Source organism: Croceibacterium sp. TMG7-5b_MA50, from assembly GCF_039830145.1.
Taxonomy (GTDB): domain Bacteria; phylum Pseudomonadota; class Alphaproteobacteria; order Sphingomonadales; family Sphingomonadaceae; genus Croceibacterium.
Genome location: NZ_CP156082.1, coordinates 311,578 through 331,337, shown reverse-complemented (window position 1 = coordinate 331,337; position 19,760 = coordinate 311,578). Strand labels below are relative to the sequence as shown.

The 19,760-nt window shown below is 65.3% G+C and carries 15 protein-coding genes; 9 read left to right on the top strand and 6 right to left on the bottom strand.

The features are described from left to right. Positions 1–3: 3 nt before the first annotated feature. The 4 genes from V5740_RS01690 to V5740_RS01675 all read right to left on the bottom strand — a co-directional run bounded on the left by V5740_RS01690 (position 4) and on the right by V5740_RS01675 (position 5,132). Complete coding sequence (locus tag V5740_RS01690; protein WP_347303363.1) at positions 4–2,181, bottom strand: ATP-binding cassette domain-containing protein; 2,178 nt, start codon at positions 2,179–2,181, stop codon at positions 4–6. Beyond that, positions 2,178–3,437 carry a TolC family protein gene (locus V5740_RS01685; protein ID WP_347303362.1) on the bottom strand — a complete coding sequence of 420 codons (1,260 nt, stop codon included), beginning with the start codon at positions 3,435–3,437 and terminating at the stop codon, positions 2,178–2,180. The genes V5740_RS01690 and V5740_RS01685 overlap by 4 nt, the downstream gene beginning before the upstream one ends. 239 nt (positions 3,438–3,676) lie before the next feature. Continuing rightward, positions 3,677–4,258 (bottom strand): NTP transferase domain-containing protein, encoded by a 582-nt coding sequence (locus V5740_RS01680; protein ID WP_347303361.1) that lies wholly within the window; start codon positions 4,256–4,258, stop codon positions 3,677–3,679. Beyond that, positions 4,251–5,132: an XdhC family protein gene (locus V5740_RS01675; RefSeq protein WP_347303360.1), complete on the bottom strand. Its 882-nt coding sequence runs from the start codon at positions 5,130–5,132 to the stop codon at positions 4,251–4,253. Before V5740_RS01675 ends, V5740_RS01680 begins: the two co-directional genes overlap by 8 nt. Positions 5,133–5,463: 331 nt before the next feature. On the opposite strand from V5740_RS01675, the gene V5740_RS01670 reads away from it, so the two are divergent. From V5740_RS01670 to V5740_RS01630, 9 genes are all read left to right on the top strand, one after another. Beyond that, entirely contained in the window at positions 5,464–6,522 is a 1,059-nt protein-coding gene (locus V5740_RS01670; protein WP_347303359.1) for a sialidase family protein, read from the top strand. 162 nt (positions 6,523–6,684) lie between these two features. Continuing rightward, positions 6,685–7,476 (top strand): hypothetical protein, encoded by a 792-nt coding sequence (locus V5740_RS01665; RefSeq protein ID WP_347303358.1) that lies wholly within the window; start codon positions 6,685–6,687, stop codon positions 7,474–7,476. A 78-nt stretch (positions 7,477–7,554) separates the two neighbouring features. Continuing rightward, complete coding sequence (gene gmd, locus V5740_RS01660; RefSeq protein ID WP_347303357.1) at positions 7,555–8,619, top strand: GDP-mannose 4,6-dehydratase; 1,065 nt, start codon at positions 7,555–7,557, stop codon at positions 8,617–8,619. Positions 8,620–8,686: 67 nt separating this feature from the next. Then, complete coding sequence (locus V5740_RS01655) at positions 8,687–9,634, top strand: GDP-L-fucose synthase (RefSeq protein ID WP_347303356.1); 948 nt, start codon at positions 8,687–8,689, stop codon at positions 9,632–9,634. A gap of 18 nt (positions 9,635–9,652) precedes the next feature. Beyond that, positions 9,653–10,885, top strand: a complete 1,233-nt coding sequence (locus V5740_RS01650) for a WcaI family glycosyltransferase (protein WP_347303355.1) — start codon at positions 9,653–9,655, stop codon at positions 10,883–10,885. After that, positions 10,882–12,255, top strand: coding sequence for a hypothetical protein (locus V5740_RS01645; RefSeq protein ID WP_347303354.1), 1,374 nt, complete (start codon positions 10,882–10,884; stop codon positions 12,253–12,255). Before V5740_RS01650 ends, V5740_RS01645 begins: the two co-directional genes overlap by 4 nt. A 274-nt stretch (positions 12,256–12,529) precedes the next feature. Next, positions 12,530–12,790, top strand: coding sequence for a hypothetical protein (locus V5740_RS01640; protein WP_347303353.1), 261 nt, complete (start codon positions 12,530–12,532; stop codon positions 12,788–12,790). Then, positions 12,787–15,381, top strand: a complete 2,595-nt coding sequence (locus V5740_RS01635) for a hypothetical protein (RefSeq protein ID WP_347303352.1) — start codon at positions 12,787–12,789, stop codon at positions 15,379–15,381. Before V5740_RS01640 ends, V5740_RS01635 begins: the two co-directional genes overlap by 4 nt. A 198-nt stretch (positions 15,382–15,579) precedes the next feature. After that, complete coding sequence (locus tag V5740_RS01630) at positions 15,580–16,752, top strand: glycosyltransferase family 4 protein (protein WP_347303351.1); 1,173 nt, start codon at positions 15,580–15,582, stop codon at positions 16,750–16,752. A gap of 76 nt (positions 16,753–16,828) precedes the next feature. On the opposite strand, the gene gcvPB is transcribed toward V5740_RS01630, so the two are convergent. Beyond that, positions 16,829–18,391, bottom strand: coding sequence for an aminomethyl-transferring glycine dehydrogenase subunit GcvPB (gcvPB, locus tag V5740_RS01625; protein WP_347303350.1), 1,563 nt, complete (start codon positions 18,389–18,391; stop codon positions 16,829–16,831). Further along, positions 18,388–19,746 (bottom strand): aminomethyl-transferring glycine dehydrogenase subunit GcvPA, encoded by a 1,359-nt coding sequence (gcvPA, locus tag V5740_RS01620; protein ID WP_347303349.1) that lies wholly within the window; start codon positions 19,744–19,746, stop codon positions 18,388–18,390. The genes gcvPB and gcvPA overlap by 4 nt, the downstream gene beginning before the upstream one ends. Positions 19,747–19,760: the final 14 nt, after the last annotated feature.

The following is a 19,760-nucleotide window of genomic DNA, read 5'->3' as shown; positions in this document are numbered from 1 at the left end:
GCGTCACGATGCGGTCTCCTCGTCCGCGGGCGCGGGAGGCGCGGGCGGACGCTTGATGGTGGTGGTGACCCCGCCTTCGGGCGGGGCGACCGGGCGGGGCCTACCCTGCCCCTGCCCCGGCGCGCCCGGCCGGCGCGGGCCGGCCAGTTCGGCGATGATGTCCTGCGCCTTGCCATCGCGCACGATGCGACCTTCCCGCATGACGATGATGCGGTTGAAGCGGCTGAGCAATTGCAGCTTGTGCGTGACCATGACCAGAATGTCGTCGCTCGCCATCTGGCGGTCGATCGCGTCGAGCGCGGCGGTTTCCGTCAACTGGTCCAGCGCGGCGCTGGGTTCGTCCAGCAGCCAGACGGACGGGGCGGCGTGCAGCAGGCGGTTGATGCCGACCAGGCTGCGCTGCCCGCCGGACAGGCCGCGTCCGCCCTCCTGGATCTGCATGGCGAGACCCTGCGGGTGGCTGGCAATCATGACCTCCAGCCGGGTGGCCTTGGCCTTGTCCATGATCGCCGCGTCGCCGACCTCGCCCAGGCCCATGGTCAGATTGTCGCGCAGCGTGCCGTTGATCATGCGCGCATCCTGCGGAAGGTAGCCGATGTGCCGGCGCACGACCGAGTCCGCAATCTGGTTCAGGTCCAGCCCCCCGATCAGCGCAGTGCCGGTCTGCGGGGCGTAGAGGCCAGTCAGCAGCTTCAGCAGCGTCGACTTGCCCGAACCGATCCCGCCGACGATGGCGATCCGTTCGCCCGGCGCGATCGCCAGCCGATCAATCTGCAACGCCTGCCGCCCGCCGGCATAGGTGAAGCTGACATCGCTGAGCACGAAGGGGCCGGACAGGTGGTCCGGCCGCAATGCGCCGGACGAGGTCGCGGGATCGAGCGGCAATTGCAGGATACCGTCCAGCGCCCGCAAGGAGGAGCGGGCATAGCTCCACTGGATGATGAGGTTCGGCAACTGCGCCACCAGCGGGCCGTTGATGCGGCCGGCGATGATGGAGCAGGCGAGCAGTGCACCGGTGGTGATCTGGTTGTTCGCCGCCAGGTAGGCGCCCCAGCCCATGATGACGATGTAGGCAAGCTGCTGCAGCGTGGAGAACAGCGTGCCGGACACGGCGGACGCCTTCTTCACCGGATCCTCGTAATGGTGGATCTCACGGATCAGCGCGTTCCAGCGGCCCATCATGAACCAGGTGCCGCGGTTGGCCTTGACCATCTCGGCCGCGTCCAGCGATTCCACCAGCATGCCGTTCTTGCGATTGCCGCTGACCTGCGCGCGGTCTGCGCCGGTGCGGATCACGCGCGACAGGATCAGCGCCATGATGACGGCAATCGGCAGGGAAGCGATGGGCACGATGGCGAGCCAGCCGCCGATCCAGGAGATGACGACGATGAAGAAGATGGCGAACGGCAAATCCGCCAGCAGGAACAGGGAACCAGACGACATGACCTGCCGGATCTGTTCCTGCCCGCGCAGCTGGGCCGCCAACGTGCCGATGCCGGGCGGACGGGCGTCCAGCCGGATCGCCTGCGCGCGGGCGAAGAAATACTCGCTCACCTCCGCATCGATCTGGTTCGCTTCCTTCTCGATCAGCACGGCCCGCAGCGCGCGCAGCACCAAGTCGAGCGTGAGGGCGAAGATCACGCCGGCGGTCAGCACCCATAGCGTGTCGAAGCTGGCGAGCGGGATGACCCGGTCGTACAGCTGCATGGAATAGAGCGAGGTCGCGAGCGTCAGGATGTTGGCGAACACGGTGGCAAGCCCGGCCATGACCAGCGCGCCGCGGCGGCGCCCGATCGCCCGCTTGAACACGTCGATCGCCTTTTCTCCGCCGCCCGACAGCGGATCGGGCAGGCGCAAGCGGTAGAACCGCTGATCTTCCGCGTAAGGCAGCAGGCCGCGTTCACCCGCCAGCAGCATCGCATCGGCGCTGTCCCACTGGCGTACGACCGACCAGCCGCTGTTCGCATCATAGACCAGCAGGGGGAACTGGTCCGGCCGGGGCCGGTCCTCCACCCGCGTGGGATATGGCCAGCCGAGCACACCACACAGCCCGGCGAGCGCATCCGCGTCCTCCGCCAGCTCGTAATCGCCCAGCTCCGCGCTCCATTGCGGGGATAGGGGCGCCCCGGTGGCGCGGGCGTAGCTCTCGATCGCCCGGATGATGCTGCCCTGCCCGGTCATTGTGCGTTCCCCATCCCCATAGGTTCCCAGCGGCAGGACAGCGCCATGATGCGCGCCGCGGACAATGCAGCGGTGACCCGCGCATCGTTCTCCGACAGGCGCGCACTGGCGGCTTCGCGCACGGCGTTCATCACGTCGAGCCAACTGCGCCGGCCGGCGATGAACTGCCGCTGGTAGGATTCGATCAGATCGGCCGCCGTGTCGGCGGCGAAGCTGCCGGCGGCGACCCGGTCCTGCGCGGCGCGCAGCTGGACGTAATCGCTCTGCAGCTGTTCGCGCAGGTTCCGCTCCGCCCGGCCGAATTCGGCAAAGGCGCCGGCGATCCGCGCCTCCGCGCTGTCGATGGCGGAGAGGCGCGACAGACCGCTGCCCGTTTCCGCCCGCACGACCAGGGCGGCGCGCGCACCGGTGATCTCGTTCTGCGACAATTGCAGCAGCACCTGCGGCAGCAATTCGCCGCGCGCCACGCGGCGGCGCGCTTCCGCGGCGTCCACCTGGCTCAGCAAAGCCTGCAGCGTGGGGCTGCATTGCAGCCCGTCACTCACCGCCTGTTCCAGCGGCGGCAGGGCCTCGACCGTCACCATAGGCGGCAGCACTGGCTCTACCTCCACGCCGCCCGTCAGCTGCAGCAGCCGCGCCCGCGCCCTGCCGCCGAGATCCTGCGCGGAGGCCAGCTCAAGCTCGATTTGGGCGATGCGCGAGCGGGCGAGCGTCAGATCCACTACTGGCGACACCTCCTGCTGGACGCGCCGTTCGATGGAGGCGACCAGCACGCGATGCTGTGCCAGGCTGTCGGTCAGGACGGCGGCACTCTCGGCGGCGCGGACCTGCTCGTAATAAGCGTTGGTGACGTCCAGTGTGATGTCGCGCGCGGCCTCCCCGATGCGCAGCTGCCCGGCGCGCGCAGTGGCGGTGGCCCGGTCGATCTCCCCATCGATGCGACCGCCGGACCAGAGCGGCTGTTCCGCCACGACGTTGATGGTCAGCCCGTCGCGATCGGCGAAGCTGCTGCCGCGCGTGGCGGCCAGCGCCTCCGCCCCCAGATTGGGATAGCGCTGCCAGCGCGCACCTCGCAGCTCCGCTTCAAGCGCTTCGCTCTCCGCCTCGGCGGCGGCGATGATCGGGTGCGTGCCGGTGGCCGCGACTGCGGCGCGGTCCAGCTCAGTCGGGACGACGGCCGGTGGTGGTTGGCGCATGGCGTCGGTGTCTGCAGCGGGTGGGCCGTAGACCTCCTGCGCGGAAATCGACGTCGGCACCAGCACAGCCAACGCGGGAGCGATGCGGATCGGCAAAGGCAATCGGCGGAGGACGTGAAGCATCGCACAACTTCGGGCAGGCGAACGACAAGGTTACCCCTGCCGGGTCGCGGATACGGTCAGCCGCCCAGACCCCCCATGGACCGTGAGCCGGAATGCTTGGCAAGCAACCGGTTGGATATGCGCTGGTCCGACATGCGTCAAACAGGTTTGCCACCTAGTTACCGGACAAAGCGTGGTTAACGCCGCCTTTTCAGCAAAGCAGCGGCGGCGCGAGCAAGCGCCGCGGGTTCGTCCACATCCAGGAGCAGCTCCGGCGCGACGGTCATCCGGACAAGTTCCGGAGTCCGGGCCAGCAAGCCACCGGCGCCATGATCGGCGTCCAGCATCGACAAGGCCGGCAGGGTAGCGGCAGGCAGCAAAGCCGGCACGCCCGGCCGCTCGCCATGGCAGACCGCCGCCGGTGACCCGGCCTGCAGCAATGCGCGCAACATCGGCGTATCGACCAAGGGCATGTCGGCCAGCACGACCAGCAGCGCCTCCACCCCGAGCAGCAGCGCATGGCGCGCCGCTATCGCGAGCGAGGTGCCGAGCCCGTCCGCCGCCAGCGGGTTCGGGATCAGGGTCCAGCCAGACGCCGATGCGAATAGCGGCGGAACGGGCGGCACGATGATGACCCGATCGACCACGTCAGTGCCAGCCACCGCGTCCAGCGCCCAGCTCCCCAGCCGGCGCCCTGCACAGGCTGCATCAAGCTTGCCCCCGCCGAACCGCCGTGCCTGACCGGCGGCGAGCACCGCCGCCAGCACACGTTCAGCCATGCGGGTGCAGTTTCTCGTATTCGCCCACCACCTGCGCCAGGATAGACAGGGCCAGTACCTGCGGCTCCCGACTGCGGGCGATCAGGCCGATCGGGCTGGTGACGCGCGCAAGGCCGGTCTCGTCGATGCCATCGTCTGCCAGCTGCTGCAGTCGGTTGGCGCGGGTCTGCGCCCCACCCTGCGCGCCGATCAGGAAGGCGGGCGTGGCAAGGGCCCACCGGAGGAGGGGCATCTCCCATTCATGATCGTGGTACAGCAGGACGATGGCGGTCCACGGATCGACCGGCGCGTCATGCGGCACATCGCCCAGCGCCGCATTGCCGGCCGGAGCCTCCGCCACGAGGCCGGCGGCCGGCGCGAGTGCCAGCAATGCTGCAAGTTCAGGCCCTTCGCCGAAGGCAAGTAGGCGCGCAGGCGGAATGTAGCGCCGAGCACCCTGCCCTAACGGCAAAGGCAACTCTGCCGCTTGCCGCCCGGTGAGTGCCGTGATCGCGTCCCGGCAGGCGCGATGATCGGGCGCCGGGTCAATCAGCACGTCAACTCCGCTGCCGCATGGCAGGCGGAAGTCGATATTGGCTGAACCCGCGCCAAACCGCCGCATGACCGGCAAACCGTCTTTGCTCGACAGCGCCACCTCTGCGGCAAGCTGCCGCTCCAGGCAGCCATCTGCAAGGCTGCCGACCGTGCGCCCGTCCGGCAGCACCGCCAGCTGCGCTCCGATGCGACGCGAATAGCTGCCGGCGATATTCACGATGGTGCACAGCCCGACCCCGTCCTCACCAGCGGCCTGCAGGGCGGAACGGTCATGCACCACGCCCATAGTCCCGAGGATCGCGGCAGGGGCCGAGGCAGCGCCAAGGGGGTCAATCTTCACGGCGGAACAGGTAGGGTCTCGGCCGTCCGGTGTGAAGCTGTCCTTTTTTGCGTCACCGGCCAACCAAAAAACCTGACGGCAGAAAGCTAACCCCCATGTAATCAGAACATAGGGGCGAGTCAGAATCAGGGACGGTGAAATGCGGCGGGTTCTCTCGTTGGCTATAGCTGGGGCGCTGACCCTTGCGATCGGGGGTTGTGGCGGCGATGACAGCGGCGGTGGCACGCCGCCGATTTCCGCGCCCGCGCCCTCGCCCGCACCGACGGCGGTACCTACCTCAACACCCACGCCAACCCCGCCGCCCGCCATTGGCGGGCCGCCGCTACCGGCATTGAACGACAGCTACGTGCTGGCGCCGCCGATCCCGAGCTTGGACACCGCCGCTTACGGCACGCGGACCTTCCAGGGCCTGCCGTCCATTGCGATCACCGGCAGCCGCATCTGGCTGGCATGGACAGGCGGCGCCGGCGCCCGCCCCGGCGAGGTGCCCGGCGACTATCACACCTTCGTCTACAGCGATGATGGCGGTCGTACCTGGTCGCGCGAGTTCTACCAGGTGCCGGTCCTGCCGGTGACCGACCGCGTGGGCGATCCACGCCTTTGGACTGCGCCCGACGGCAAGCTGTGGGTGTTCTTCTTCCAGTCCGGCAACGGACAGGCAACCGACAACCAAATGGGCGCCTGGCTGACGATCATTCCCGACCCTCAGGCCGCCGTGCCGACACTGCAACAGGCGGGCTGGTTCGCCGACGGCATTCCGCAGCGCCCGTTCCTGTACAACGGCGAATGGCTGCTGCCGATCGATTATCCGTTCATGAACCCGCGACGGCCGGAGCGGGCAGGTCAGCATGTCTACAGGATCGACTGGAACAACCGGCGATTCCAGTGGGTGACCACCCTGCCCCGCAACATACCCGAGGATTTCACCGAACCGGCCCTGGTGCAGTTACGCGACGGCCGGGTCCTGGCGCACCAGCGGATGGCACGAGGGCTGTACCAGCGCTTCACCACGACGCCGGGTGCCTGGCAGTGGACCGCCGGGCAGCCATTCGCCGGTTTCCCGACGGTCAGCACGCGCAGCGCACTGCTGCGCAGCCCCAGTGGCAGGCTGGCGATGGTGACCAACAAGAGTTCGACCCAGCGCGAGAACATGACCGTCGCCTTCAGCGCCGACGAGGGGGCAACCTGGCCATATCAGCATACCTTCGATACGCAGGCGGGCATTTCGTACCCCGACATGGTGTTTACGGCCGATGGCGACCTGCTGGTCGTGTATGATTTCGGCCGGTTTTACGGGAAGATCATGCTTGCCAGGATCAACGAGGACTCAATCGTCCGCGGGGTACCGGAAGTGACGCTGACGACCGTGAACCACGCCGTTCGCCGGTAATAGGGGACGTGCCGGCGAGCGGGAGTGCTTGCACTTTCCCGCCCGACCGACGACATGCCGCACTGCAACATGGCTGCAGGGAGGACGCACGGCATGGCCACTCCGCCGACGAAGACCGAGTTTGGCCCGGCCGCGCGCAAGGTGTTCCATCCATGGCCGCAGATGAGCGCGGTGAAGCCCAGCGCACGCTGGTTCGCCTGGTTCGTCAGCACGGTGCCGTGGCGTAGCCGGCTGGGCGCGCGCGGGTTGTTGCGCCATGTGGATACGACGGTTCCCGCGATCTGGCAGCAGGATTTCCCCGGCAAGCGCACGCTAATTATCGGCACCGGGCCCAGCCTGGATCGTGTGCCTCCTGAATTCTTCGATGACTTCGACACGCTCGTCTATGTCAATTTCGCACTGCGTCGCGCCTCCTTCGATCGGCCGGAATACTTCTTCACCATGGATCTCGGACCGGTGCGCGAGTTCCTTGATCGCGTCGGCAGCGAGCCGTTCGAACGGCTCGGGCCAGAGCGCTGCGTGGTTGCTCCGGTGTTCCTCGATTTCTGGCACCGATTGACAAAGCGCGGCCGCGCCATGTTCACGTGGTTGCGGTACGATGCGGCAGGCTGGCGATGGGAACGGCTAGGTTCCATCCCCTTCCCCGTGGTGTTGCGCTACCACCCGCGCCAGCCGGACTGGGGCACGTTCGAGGTCCCGCCAACAGGACGGACCATCCCCATTGTGGAGACGACCTCCGCCCTGTCTGCCGTCATGTTCGCGGCAATGTGCGGGTCGCGCGACATTAACCTGATCGGCTGCGACTTCTCCGATGGACGGGCAGCATCGATGGGGGCGGAACAGAACGCGCCGGGAATAGGAGTCTTCAACGCGGCACGAGAGCAGTTCGGCGCAATGCACGCGAGCCTTGCCAGTCAGGGCATTCGCCTGACCAACCATTCCTGGACCGTCTGATCCTTACCGGAAGGTTTCTTGCAAGCTACGCAAGCGCCCTGTAACACCTCTTCGCAGGCGCAACATGGATGGGCAGGCGTGGCAGACAAGCGGGCATTGATCACGGGCGTGACCGGGCAGGACGGTGCCTATTTAGCGCAGCTGCTGCTGGAAAAAGGCTATGAAGTTCATGGCCTGAAGCGGCGTTCCTCTTCCTTCAACACTGGTCGGATCGAGGATATCTATCAGGATCCGCATGAGGAAAATGCCCGTTTTCATCTCCACTACGGGGACCTGACTGACTCCACGAACCTGATCCGCATCGTCCAGGAAGTGCAGCCGACCGAGATCTACAATCTCGCGGCGCAAAGCCATGTGCAGGTGAGTTTCGAAACGCCTGAATACACCGCCAACGCCGACGCGATTGGCACGCTGCGCCTGCTGGAAGCGATCAGGATCCTGAAGCTGGAAAATGCGACCCGCTTCTACCAGGCGTCCACCAGCGAGCTATACGGGCTGGTCCAGGAAGTGCCGCAGCGCGAGACCACACCGTTCTACCCGCGCTCACCTTATGGCGTTGCCAAGCTGTACGGCTACTGGATCGTGGTCAACTATCGCGAGGCATATGGCATGCATGCCTCTAACGGGATCCTGTTCAACCACGAAAGCCCACTGCGCGGCGAGACCTTCGTGACGCGCAAGATCACTCGCGCCGCGGCCGCGATCAAGCTGGGTCGGCAGGACCAGTTGTACCTCGGCAACCTTGATGCCAAGCGCGACTGGGGTCATGCGCGCGAATATGTCCGCGGCATGTGGCTGATGCTGCAGCAGGACGAGCCGGACGATTACGTGCTCGCCACCGGCGAGACGACCACCGTGCGTGACTTCGTCCGCTGGGCGTTCGAGGATGTGGGCATCGCGCTGGAGTTCCGTGGCGAAGGTGTCGAGGAGCAGGGCATTTGCCAGCGGACCGGCAAGTGCCTGATCAGGATCGACCCGCGGTATTTCCGCCCTACCGAGGTGGAGCTGCTGATCGGCGACCCTGCCAAGGCTCACCGGAAGCTTGGCTGGAAGCATGACACGTCCGTGCGTGAACTGGCTCGCGAAATGGTGATGGCGGACCTTGAGGTCATGCGCGACGCGCCGATCGCCAAGGACAGCTGAGCGGGCGCAGATCGTGATCGAACGGCACACTAGGAATGTTTCGGCAAGCTTGTAAGGTAGCAGAACGATGACCTACTCGCTCGCTGGCAAGCGCGTCTATGTGGCTGGGCACAAGGGCATGGTCGGTTCTGCCATCGTGCGCCGGCTGGCGGGTGAAGGGTGCGAGATCCTGACGTCCGACCGGTCTGTCGACCTGCGCGAGCAGGCGCTGGTGCGCGAATGGTATGCCGAAAACCGGCCCGACGTCGTAGTAGTGGCCGCGGCAAAGGTCGGCGGCATACTGGCGAACGACACCTACCCTGCTGAATTCCTTTACGACAACCTGATGATCGAGGCGAACCTTATCGAGGGCGCGCGCCAGGTAGGTGTCGAGAAGCTGCTGTTCCTTGGCTCGTCCTGCATCTACCCGAAGCTTGCTCCCCAGCCGATCACAGAAGATGCGCTGCTGACCGGTCCATTGGAGCCGACGAACGAGTGGTACGCGGTCGCCAAGATCGCCGGCATCAAGCTGTGCCAGTCCTACCGCCGGCAATATGGCTGCGATTACATCAGCGCCATGCCCACCAACCTGTATGGGCCGGGCGACAATTATGACCTGAAGGGCAGCCATGTGCTGCCCGCGTTGATCCGCAAGGCCCACGAGGCCAAGGAAGCGGGCTCCGCCAGCATCGAGATCTGGGGTACCGGCACGCCGCGCCGCGAGTTCCTGCATGCCGATGATCTTGCCGATGGCTGCGTCTTCCTGCTGCAGACATATTCGGGCGAGGAGCATGTCAACTTGGGATCGGGCGAGGATCTGCCCATCCTGGAACTGGCGGAACTGGTTTGCGATGTGGTTGGTTTCCGCGGCACGATCTCCAAGGACGTCAGCAAGCCCGATGGAACTCCGCGCAAGCTGATGAGCGGGGCCAAGCTGGCGGCGATGGGGTGGCAACCGCGGATTGCACTGCGTGAAGGCATCGAGAACGCCTATGCCGAGTTCCTCGCCGGCCACATCAAGCAGCCGGCTCTCTGAGCCTCCGCGTTCCGCATCATGCATATCTTGATACTGGGTCTGAACTACGCGCCCGAACCGGTCGGCGTCGGCCCATACACCGCCGGGCTGGCGGAAGGGTTGGCGGTACACGGCCACAGGGTCGAGGTGCTGGCCGGGGTGCCATATTATCCACAATGGCGATTGGCGGGCGGGTATGCGAACCGGCGCTGCACCACGGAAGAACAGGGCGTAAAAGTCACCCGGGTACCGCATTACATCCCCGCCCGGCCGTCCGGCGCTCAGCGATTGTTGCACCATGCGAGCTTCGCCGCATCGGTGTACGGACCTGCCATGGCGGCAGCGCGGGAACGACCCGATCTGGTGCTGGCGATCGCGCCATCGTTGATGTCGGTCCCGGTAGCCGCGCGGGTGGCGAAGCGCGCCGATGCGCCCTTGTGGGTCCATGTGCAGGACTTCGAGGTTGACGCCGCCTTCGCCACCGGGCTGCTCAGCAGCACCGCCGCGCGGCTGGAGCAGAGAGCACATGCCATTGAGCGCGCGATCCTGAAGCAGGCGGCGATGGTTTCCACCATAAGCCCACAGATGTGCGCGCTGCTCGCCAGTAAGGGCGTGGCGAGAGAGCGCATCTATGAAATGCGCAACTGGTCCAATGCGGATTTCAGCGGTGGTACGCCCGATCCGTCGCGCTATCGCAGCGAGTGGGGGATCGGTGACCGGCACGTAGCGCTGTACTCCGGCAATATTGCCAACAAGCAAGGCCTCGAAGTGGTGATCGACGCCGCGCGCGCGCTTGCCAACCGACGTGACATCGCCTTTGTCATTTGTGGTGAAGGGCCGAACCGGGCCAACCTGCAGCAGCAGGCGGAAGGCCTCGACAACATACAGTTCCATGATCTTCAGCCAGCCGAACGGATGGCCGAGTTCCTGTCACTAGCGAGCGTGCACCTGCTGCCACAGAAGGCCGAAGCGGCGGATCTGGTCCTGCCGTCCAAGCTGACCAACATGCTGGCCTCAGGCCGGCCGGTGATCGCAACAGCCGCGCCAGAGACAGGCTTGCACGCCGAAGTCGAGGATTGCGGGATCAACACGCCCCCGGGTGACGGTCTGGCGCTGGCAGAGGCCGTGACCCAGTTGGTTGATGATCCCGCGCGTCGCCAGGCGATGGGGGCTGCCGCGCGCATTCGAGCGGTGGAACGTTGGTCCAAGACGGCCATCATCGCCGCCGCGGAACGCCGGATGCTGCCTTTGACAAAGCAGCGAGCACGGTGAACCTGCGTCGTCTGTCGCTGGGGATCGGATCCGGCCTCTTCGACAAGATCGTGGTCACCGTGGTCCAGCTGCTGCTGGTGCCGGTGCTGGCAAATGCGTGGGGGCTGACGTTGTTCGGCATCTGGGCCATGCTGGCGACGATCCCGACGATGCTGGCGCTGAGCGACTTCGGCATCATCACTTCAGCCTGGGCTCGCATGACGCTGTTCGTGTCCCGCGGCGAGGTTGAGCGGGCGCGCATGGTGCTCCACACCGCGTGGCTATCATCTGGACTGATCACGCTGGCACTCGTGGTGCTGAGCGGGGCTACCCTGATTCTTCTGCCCGCAGGCATCCTGCCCAATGCGCCCGGACTAGGCGATGTCGACTCGCGAGCCGCCCTGTTCATGCTGATCGCCTATGGACTAGGCACCGTGCTGTTCCGACTGAACACCGTCATCTTTCGGGCAGCCGGTAACGTGCCGCTGAACCTGTGGTGCAATACCGCCAGCTATACGATCGAGAATGTCGGCGTGCTGATCGCCGTGCTGCTTGGCGCGGGTATCGTGACGGCGGCGGGCGTGCTGCTGGTAGCGCGATGCATAAGCATCGTCGGCGTTTTTGTGCTAGGAAACATCAAGTATCCCGAACTGCGACCCGGTTTCATGCAGGCCAGCAGGGACGAGTGGGTGCAGATGTGGCGACCTGCGCTGTCAGCAGCGGTACTGGGTTTTGGTGTTATCGCCTTCCTGCAACTGAGCGTCCTTGCCCTCGGCGCAAGCGCCGGGGCAGCGGCGGTACCGGCATTCGTCGCAGTGCGAACCCTGTCGCGCGTCGGGCTGCAAATCTCGCAGATGGTTGCAGGCCCGGTGGCGCAGGAGTTCGGCCAAGAGATGGCCGGCGGGCGAGCCGAGCGCGCGGGCCGCTATTTCGGACTGGTGCTCGCGACATCATTGGTGATGAGCGTTGGTATCGCCTTCGGCATGGTCGTTCTCGGCACGACGTTCGTCAGATTGTGGACTGCCGGCGCGATCGAGGTGTCGTTCACGCTTATGCTGGCGATGGCGCTGTCCTCGGCTGCCGCAGTGCTCTGGAACACGGTCGCTAACCTGATCAGCAGCGTGAACCGCCAAGGTGCTATCTCCAACATCAACCTTGGTGCCAGTATCGTGGGACTGCTGCTGATAGCGGTCACAGGCGACCACCTAGGAGCCGTTGCTGCTGGCCTCGCCTTTGCTGCGGTAGACCTTGTCACCGTTGTCGCGGTAGTACGATTTGTTCGCCAGGAATGGTGGATATCGCCGGAGTTTCGCGACGGCACCTGCACTACCTTCCAGCATTTGCGCAACCCGGCGGGCATGCTCCGCGCCCTGCGACAACGTTCCGGCTGAAACGCCAATCTGGTTAAAAGTATTTTCCTACAAGAGCCATTATGTATAGCTGACCATGAGACTCCCAAGCAAGAGAGGCTCTATGTCAGTCAAACTGCCCATCACCATCCCGTCGCGCTATGCCACGCCTACCGCGATGGGCTTTACGGATAGCGGAGGCACCCTGGCGCTTGTCAGTCAGGTTGCGCCTTTGCCCGTAATCATAACGAACTCCGGGAACCCTCCTGCTGTCCCTGAGAACGCAGAGCCGCTGGTTGGCAAGACAACCAAGTCCATGGTCGCAGGGCCGTTTCGACCCGTTGCGGCCACGCCGATCCACCTTCAGCTCAGCGGCGAATGGGCAGGGCGGGTCAGCCTGGAACGCTCGGTGGACGGCGGCGCGACCCGCCAGGGTTTGACGGTCGGCGGTCGGCGTTGGGGCAGCTTTACCACCCCGGCGAACGAGCCTGTGTGGCAGGAGAATGAGGCCGGCGCGACGTTCTGGCTGAACATCGAGATGACGTCGGGTGAACTGATCTACCGGGTGTCGCAGTGAGCGCCTTCGAACGCGCTGCATTGGCGCAGGCGCAGGACGCACTGGAACTGGCCGAAGCGGTCAACGGCGCGGCCCATGCCGCGCAGGACACCGCCGCACAGGCGCGGGCCGCCGCCGACAGTGCAATTGCCGCCACCGAACAGGCGCGCAAGGCGATGGACGCCGCGGCGCTGCAGGTGGCGGCGGCACATGCCGCTGCCACCGGAGCGAGCGAAACCGCGCAAGCGGCTGGCGCAGCGGCGAAATCGGCAAGCGAGATTGCGCAGGCAGCTGGCGCGACAGCGCAGTCAGCGGCCGAGTCCGCCAAGGTGGCGGGCGCCAGCGCAGCATCCGCCACCACTGCCGCGCGGACGGCGGAGACCACGGCGCAATCGGCCAGCAAGGCGGCTTCACAAGCGGAACAGTCCGCGCTGCAGGCCCTTGCATCCACGCCACGGCTGTTCACCGGCATGGCTGCCGCGAAGCTGCCTGCAACCGTGACCCGCATCGAGACCAATGGCTATGCGGAGATCGGGACCGGGGCAGCAACCTATATCAGCGATGCCCGAGCCACCGCAGCGCTGGCAGCGGCGCATCCGCTCGCCTGCTTCAAAGGTGAGGGCGAACGTTATTTCCGGCTGATGCCCGGCGCATCGGGGGCAATCACACCCGAGCAAATGGGCTGCCCATCCAGCGGCAATGCCCAACCTTTCATCCAGGCGGCAATCAACTACGCTCACGCGATACGGGTGCAGCGTCTGGAACTGCCAAGCCAGCGCTACGAGCTCTGGTGCCCCATCCGTAATCCCGGCGAGCATGTGAATACCGGCTTGTCCGGGCATTACATGCTGGTGCGCGAGAACATCGCCATCGTCGGGACCGGACGCGGCAAGACGCTGCTCCGTTGCCTCAACAGCCTTGGTGGCACGAACGACACCGTCACCCAGCCGGACATCGTCTATGGTGCGCCACTGCCGACCGGCGACATGATGACCCAGCAGAAGGATTGGATGGGTAGCGGCGTCAATGTGCGGCCGACCAGTTCCATGGATTTCTTCCGGCTGGAGAACGTCGAAATCGACGGTACCAAAACTTTCGATCGGACCACCTCTCGCACCCCACAGCTGAACCTGACCCATAAAGCGGTGCGCATCCAGGACGTGAACTGCTTCCGCGTGGAGATGCGCGACGTAGTGCTGCGCAACTGGGGTGGCGAAATCTTCTACACGGCCGGCAGCACCGGGATCAAAGAGGAGCTGCTGCAGAATTGCGTGCTGGACGGATCACCGCAATGCACGATCAACTCAGGAACTTGCGCCAGAAGCACCTACATCAACGTCGAAGCCGGCAACTCGTACCAGTGCGAAATCATCGGCGGCTTCGGCAAGAACTTCTTCAACTGCCGCTTCTACGACTTCACGCAGAGCGTGTCGCTGATGGGTGGTGCAGGCGCGCGTTGGCCCACGGGCATGGTCGGCGGCTGGCCATTCTCCTATCCCTGGCGGAACGCGGACCGAGTGGCGCCGTACATGAACTTTTCCGGCGTTACGGTTGAGCGGTGCAACTCGGTGCATCTCACCTCGTACGCTCGGGGTGAGATGACCCTGATCGATACCCAACTCGCCTTCGGGTCGAACGCCGGCAAGCTGACCGACATCGACCTGCGTATCCTCGCCATCAAAGATAGTGCGAACGGCCCGACTGAACCGCTGACCTTACACGGGCCAGACAATCTGACGACACCGGTTGCGAGCAGTGGGCCAGCCGCCACCACCATGGTTCAGCCGGGCACAAACGTGCGTATCGACCTGACCTGCGAACGTTCGGAATTGGCGAAGATCGAAGGGCGGATGTGGAACCAGGCGGTGGTGGTCTATGCCAAGCTGTTCGACGCGCCCAACGTTTCGGTCACCGTGCATGGATCGGGTGCCGGTCGTCTGGCCTTGTTGAGCAACACGCCTGTTTCAGGGTTTGTCTGGCCACGGATCATCGCCGCGCCCGATTTCGTGCCCATTAACCCGAACCTCGGGGCTGCGGCATTCTTCTACATCAATGCCGACCGCAACATCACCCCGTGGGTTGGAGCCAATGGGCTTGAGCCCACGGTCGCTGGTACCTTCACGATCGGTATTGACAACACCGGCACGGGGTATGTCGACGGCCAGTTAGTCACCCTCCTGCATACCGGAAACAATGGGCGGATCATCCGCCTGCCGGCGAGCAGCGGGGGCTTGCGATTGCAGCAGGACCGCTATCTCATCAACAAGGGTGACAGGGTCAGCCTGCGCTGGGATGGCAATCTCGCCGCTTGGGTCGAAACCGGGTACAGCACCAGCGCCGCATTGGCGATGAAGGGACAAGCGGTCTACGACGCGCCCTCCATCCCCGCGGGAGGAAGTGCCAGCACGACGGTCACCGTGGCGGGTGCGGTCGTCGGTGACCTTGTGACGAGTGTGTCGTTGGGCAGTGTCGGTCTGCAGGGTCTGATGGTCCGCGGCGAAGTGACGGCCAACAATACCGTCACGGTATGGCTGACGAACCCCATGACCGCCGCAATCGATCTGCCCAGCACCACCCTGCGGGTGCAGGTGGCGAAAGGCTTTCTCGCCTGACATGCAGAAATGGCGCAGCGCCGTTGGACGCTGCGCCCCTTTTTACGACCTGAAGGAAGGGGGAGCGGTCTCACCACGCTTGTGTTGCGCCGACGAGGGACCGCGTCTGCCTCCATCCCGATGCCGCATTGCGGAACGACTATCATATGGGGTAGTCACGCTGAAGGTAGGGGTCACGAGCAGGAGCGATCGTCAGCCATGACCAGGAACGATCGCGACCGCGTCGGTACTCCGAGCGTGATGATCGTGTCTCATGGCTTTGGCTATGGCAACGACCTGATGTATTTCGGGGAAATATTCCGCTGCCTTCGAACCCTCATCCCTTCCCTGAGCGTGGCCGTCGATGCGGACACCAGCTTTAACAATCGCTACGGCATTGCATTGAAGCCCATGATGCGTCTTCGGCGGCGTTCCGTCCAGCGTGCGACACCAGACGGGCAGGTCTACCCGACCGAAATCGCGGTGCCCGCGCCGTCGCTGTTCGTCCGCCTGTTACGGGAGCCTGTGCAGGTCTTCGTGACGATCGAGTTCACCGCGCCGGCATTGATGACAACACTGGCCGCAACCCTGCGGCGGCGAACCGGCCTGGTGCTGCTGGTCGAATCCGATCCTGCTGCCCGTGGCGGCAGCACCAATCCGGTGGTCCGACAGGTGAAGCGCTGGGTGGTTAGCCAGGCCGACGTAATCCAGACCAACAATGAGGGCGGGCGCCGGTATCTGGTAGAAGATCTGCGAGCGAGGCCGGAAAAGGTGCGGGTTGCGCCCTATCTGACGTCCCGCCCGCCTGGACCGAACACCGAAATACAACGATCTGAGGGTCCGCTACGGCTGCTGTTCGCCAACTCCATTACGCAGCGCAAGGGTTTGCGCGAGTTCCTGCAGGCGTTGTCCCTGTGCGATCCTGGAGTACGCGCGCAACTGGACCTTGTGGTGGTAGGAGACGGCCCCGATCGGGCGGAGCTCGCGACCTTTGCGGAGCAGCATGTCTCAGGAGCGCGGATAAGTTTCGCCGGGCGGCAGAGCTACGCTGACCTCGGCCATTTCTATGCCGCGGCGGAAGTGCTGGTGATCCCGTCGCTGGCGGATTACCGTTCACTCGCCGGCTTCGAAGGGCTGGGTTATGGCCTCGCTCTGCTTGCCTCCAGCAGGGACGGTGCGACGGCGGAGACGGTGATCGATGGCGAGAACGGCTACGTCATCGATCCGGCGAATGCGGCAAGCGTGGCTGCGCGTGTAAGCAGCTTGGTGCAGGACCGGGAGCAAGTTCTGCGCATGCGTGAGGCATCGCTCAAGCTATACCGGGAGCGCTTTTCCCTCGAGCAGATCGCCGCGAACATCGCCGACAGCGTGAAGCTGGCGGCAAACGCCTGAGCGCCCGGCTGGGCGTGCGGCCGGCCCGAAGCCGACAGCACGCCTTTACTCTCAAACGCAGCTAGCGCAGGCCTCTTCAGCCCGGTGCCGGATCCCGCCACACCAGCTGCGGTTTGCGCGCAGCAGCCGTCTCGTCCACTCGCCGCCGGGGTGCAAGCATCGGGGCAGCCGAGAGACTGTCATCACCATCGTTCGCCCGTTGCGCAACGTTGCGCAAGGCGGCGATGAACTGGTCGAGCGTCGCCTTGCTCTCGCATTCGGTGGGCTCCACCAGCATCGCCCCATGCACCACCAGCGGGAAGTACATGGTCATAGGGTGGAACCCCTCGTCGATCAGCGCCTTGGCGACATCCAGCGTGCTGATGCCCTTCGCAAAGCTCGCGTCGCTGAACAAAGCCTCATGCATGCACGGACCGCTATGCCCGAAAGGTGCGTCGAGCACGTCCTCAAGGCTGCGGAGCATGTAATTGGCGTTCAACACCGCGTCCTCCGCCACCTGGCGCAGACCGTCAGCGCCGTGACTGAGTATGTAGGCGAGCGCGCGGGTGAACATGCCCATCTGGCCGTGGAAGGCGCTCATCCGGCCAAAGGAATGCGGATGGCGGTCGCCCACCGTCTCCTCCTCAACCAGGGTGATGTGCCCATCGGCATGCCGTTCCGTGAACGGCAGGGGGGCATAGGGGCTGAGCGCCTCTGACAGAACCACCGGTCCGGAGCCCGGCCCACCGCCGCCATGCGGGGTCGAGAAGGTCTTGTGCAGATTGATGTGCATGGCATCAATGCCGAGATCGCCCGGACGCACCCGGCCGACAATGGCGTTGAAGTTGGCGCCATCGCAGTAGACATAGCCGCCCGCCGCATGCACCGCGTCCGAAATCGCCTTCATGTCGCGTTCGAACAGGCCGCAGGTGTTGGGATTGGTGATCATCACGCCAGCGACATCCGGGCCAAGCCGGGCGGTCAGGGCCGCGAGATCGACCCGGCCGTCCGCATTGGCGGGAATGCCTTCCACGGTGAACCCAGCAAAGGCGGCGGTGGCGGGATTGGTACCGTGTGCGCTTTCGGGCACCAGAATGACGCGGCGGTCCTCGCCACGGGCCTCCAGCGCGGCCTTGATGCACAGGATGCCGCACAGCTCCCCATGTGCGCCGGCCTTGGGCGTCATGGCGACGCCGTGCATGCCGGTCAGTTCGATCAGCCACACCGCCAGCTCGTTGATGACACCAAGCGCACCCTGCACCGTATCGACGGGTTGCAGCGGATGGACATCCGCGAAGCCTGGCATCCGTGCGACCTTCTCGTTCAGGCGCGGATTGTGCTTCATAGTGCAGCTGCCGAGCGGGAAGATGCCGCAGTCGATGGCATAGTTCTGGCGGCTCAGCCGGGTGTAGTGGCGCACCGTCTCCGGCTCCGACAGGCCGGGCAGGCCGATCGGGGCAGTGCGGGCCAGTTTGCCAAGGCGGCTGGCCGCACCCGCGGCGGGCTCCGGCAGATCGACGCCGGTCGTTTCGGTCGTCCCGATCTCGAAGATCAGCGGCTCCTCCAGCATCAGCCCACGATTGCCGGTGACGGTGCCAATTTCGCCTTCGGCAGGCACGGGGGTACCGGGCCGCCAGCCGCTGGTGTTCAGCACGTTCATGCGATCGCTCCTTCAAGCCCGGCAACCAAGGCGTCGATGTCCTGCGGGCTGACCGTTTCCGTCACCGCCACCAGCAATGCGTCCGCCAGCGTCTCCTCCTGCGGGTAGAGCCGGCCAAGCGACACGCCGGCAAGCACGCCCTGTTCGGCCAGCTCGCGCACTGCCTGACGCGCATCACGACCGATGCGGATGGTGAATTCATTGAAGAAGGTGTCGTTCACCAGCTCCACACCGGGGATGGCTGCCAAGCGGTCGGCCACCTCGCAGGCGAGCCGATGGTTCTCCGCGGCGAGCGCGCGAAGGCCCTTCTCGCCCAGCAGGGTCATGTGCGCGGAGAAGGCAAGCGCACACAGGCCCGAATTCGTGCAGATATTGCTGGTCGCCTTCTCCCGCCGGATATGCTGTTCGCGCGTTGACAGCGTCAGCACGAAGCTGCGGCGGCCTGCGGCGTCGAGCGTCTCACCGCACAGGCGACCGGGCATCTGGCGGACGTACTTGGTGCGCGTGGCGAACAGGCCGAGATACGGCCCGCCGAACTGCAGCCCCACGCCGAGCGATTGTCCTTCCCCCACGACAATGTCCGCGCCCAGCTCGCCCGGACTGGTGATCGCGCCCAATGCCACCGGCTCCGTCACCACGGCGATCAGCAGAGCGCCTTGCGCCTGCGCCGCTGCGGCAATCGCCTGGAGGTCCGGCAGCCGGCCAAGGATATCGGGATATTGCACCACCACGCAGCTCGTCTCGCCATCGATGCGGGCAGACAGCGCGTCTTCTCCGCAATCGGCCGTCAGCCCCGGCGGTGCGTAGTCGATCACATCGCCGGTAAAACGGGCCATTGTCTGGATGGTGGAGACATAATGCGGGTGCAGCCCGCCATGCACCAGCACCCGGCCGCGCTTCGTGATGCGGCGCGCCATCACCACCGCCTCCCAAGCGGCGGTCGAGCCGTCATACATGGACGCATTGGCCACATCGCAGCCGAGCAGTCGCGCCACCTGCGTCTGGAACTCGAACAGCATCTGCAGCGTGCCCTGAGCGATTTCCGGCTGGTACGGCGTGTATGCCGTCAGGAACTCGCCACGCTGGATCAGGTGATCGACGCTGGCCGGGACGTGGTGACGGTAGGCGCCCGCACCCAGGAAAAACGGCGCATCCGCTGCCGACAGGTTCTGCGCGGAAAGGCGCCGCATGTGGCGTTCGACCGCCTGTTCGCCGGCATGCAGCGGCAAGCCGGCGATCGGCCCGGTCAAACGGGCCGATTCAGGCACATCGGCGAACAGCGCGTCGATATCGGGCGCACCGATAACCTGCAGCATGGCTGCGCGATCGGTCTGGGTCAGGGGCAGGTAGCGCATCGGGTGCTTTCAAA

Bases quoted from the DNA above. Each gene is read 5' to 3' on its own strand.
- V5740_RS01680 (WP_347303361.1), bottom strand. From the start codon at position 4,258: ATGGCTGAACGTGTGCTGGCGGCGGTGCTCGCCGCCGGTCAGGCACGG.
- V5740_RS01665 (WP_347303358.1), top strand. From the start codon at position 6,685: ATGAGCGCGGTGAAGCCCAGCGCACGCTGGTTCGCCTGGTTCGTCAGC.
- V5740_RS01630 (WP_347303351.1), top strand. From the start codon at position 15,580: ATGACCAGGAACGATCGCGACCGCGTCGGTACTCCGAGCGTGATGATC.
- V5740_RS01640 (WP_347303353.1), top strand. From the start codon at position 12,530: ATGGTCGCAGGGCCGTTTCGACCCGTTGCGGCCACGCCGATCCACCTT.
- V5740_RS01650 (WP_347303355.1), top strand. From the start codon at position 9,653: ATGCATATCTTGATACTGGGTCTGAACTACGCGCCCGAACCGGTCGGC.
- gcvPB (WP_347303350.1), bottom strand. From the start codon at position 18,391: ATGAACGTGCTGAACACCAGCGGCTGGCGGCCCGGTACCCCCGTGCCT.
- V5740_RS01655 (WP_347303356.1), top strand. From the start codon at position 8,687: ATGACCTACTCGCTCGCTGGCAAGCGCGTCTATGTGGCTGGGCACAAG.
- V5740_RS01690 (WP_347303363.1), bottom strand. From the start codon at position 2,181: ATGACCGGGCAGGGCAGCATCATCCGGGCGATCGAGAGCTACGCCCGC.
- gcvPA (WP_347303349.1), bottom strand. From the start codon at position 19,746: ATGCGCTACCTGCCCCTGACCCAGACCGATCGCGCAGCCATGCTGCAG.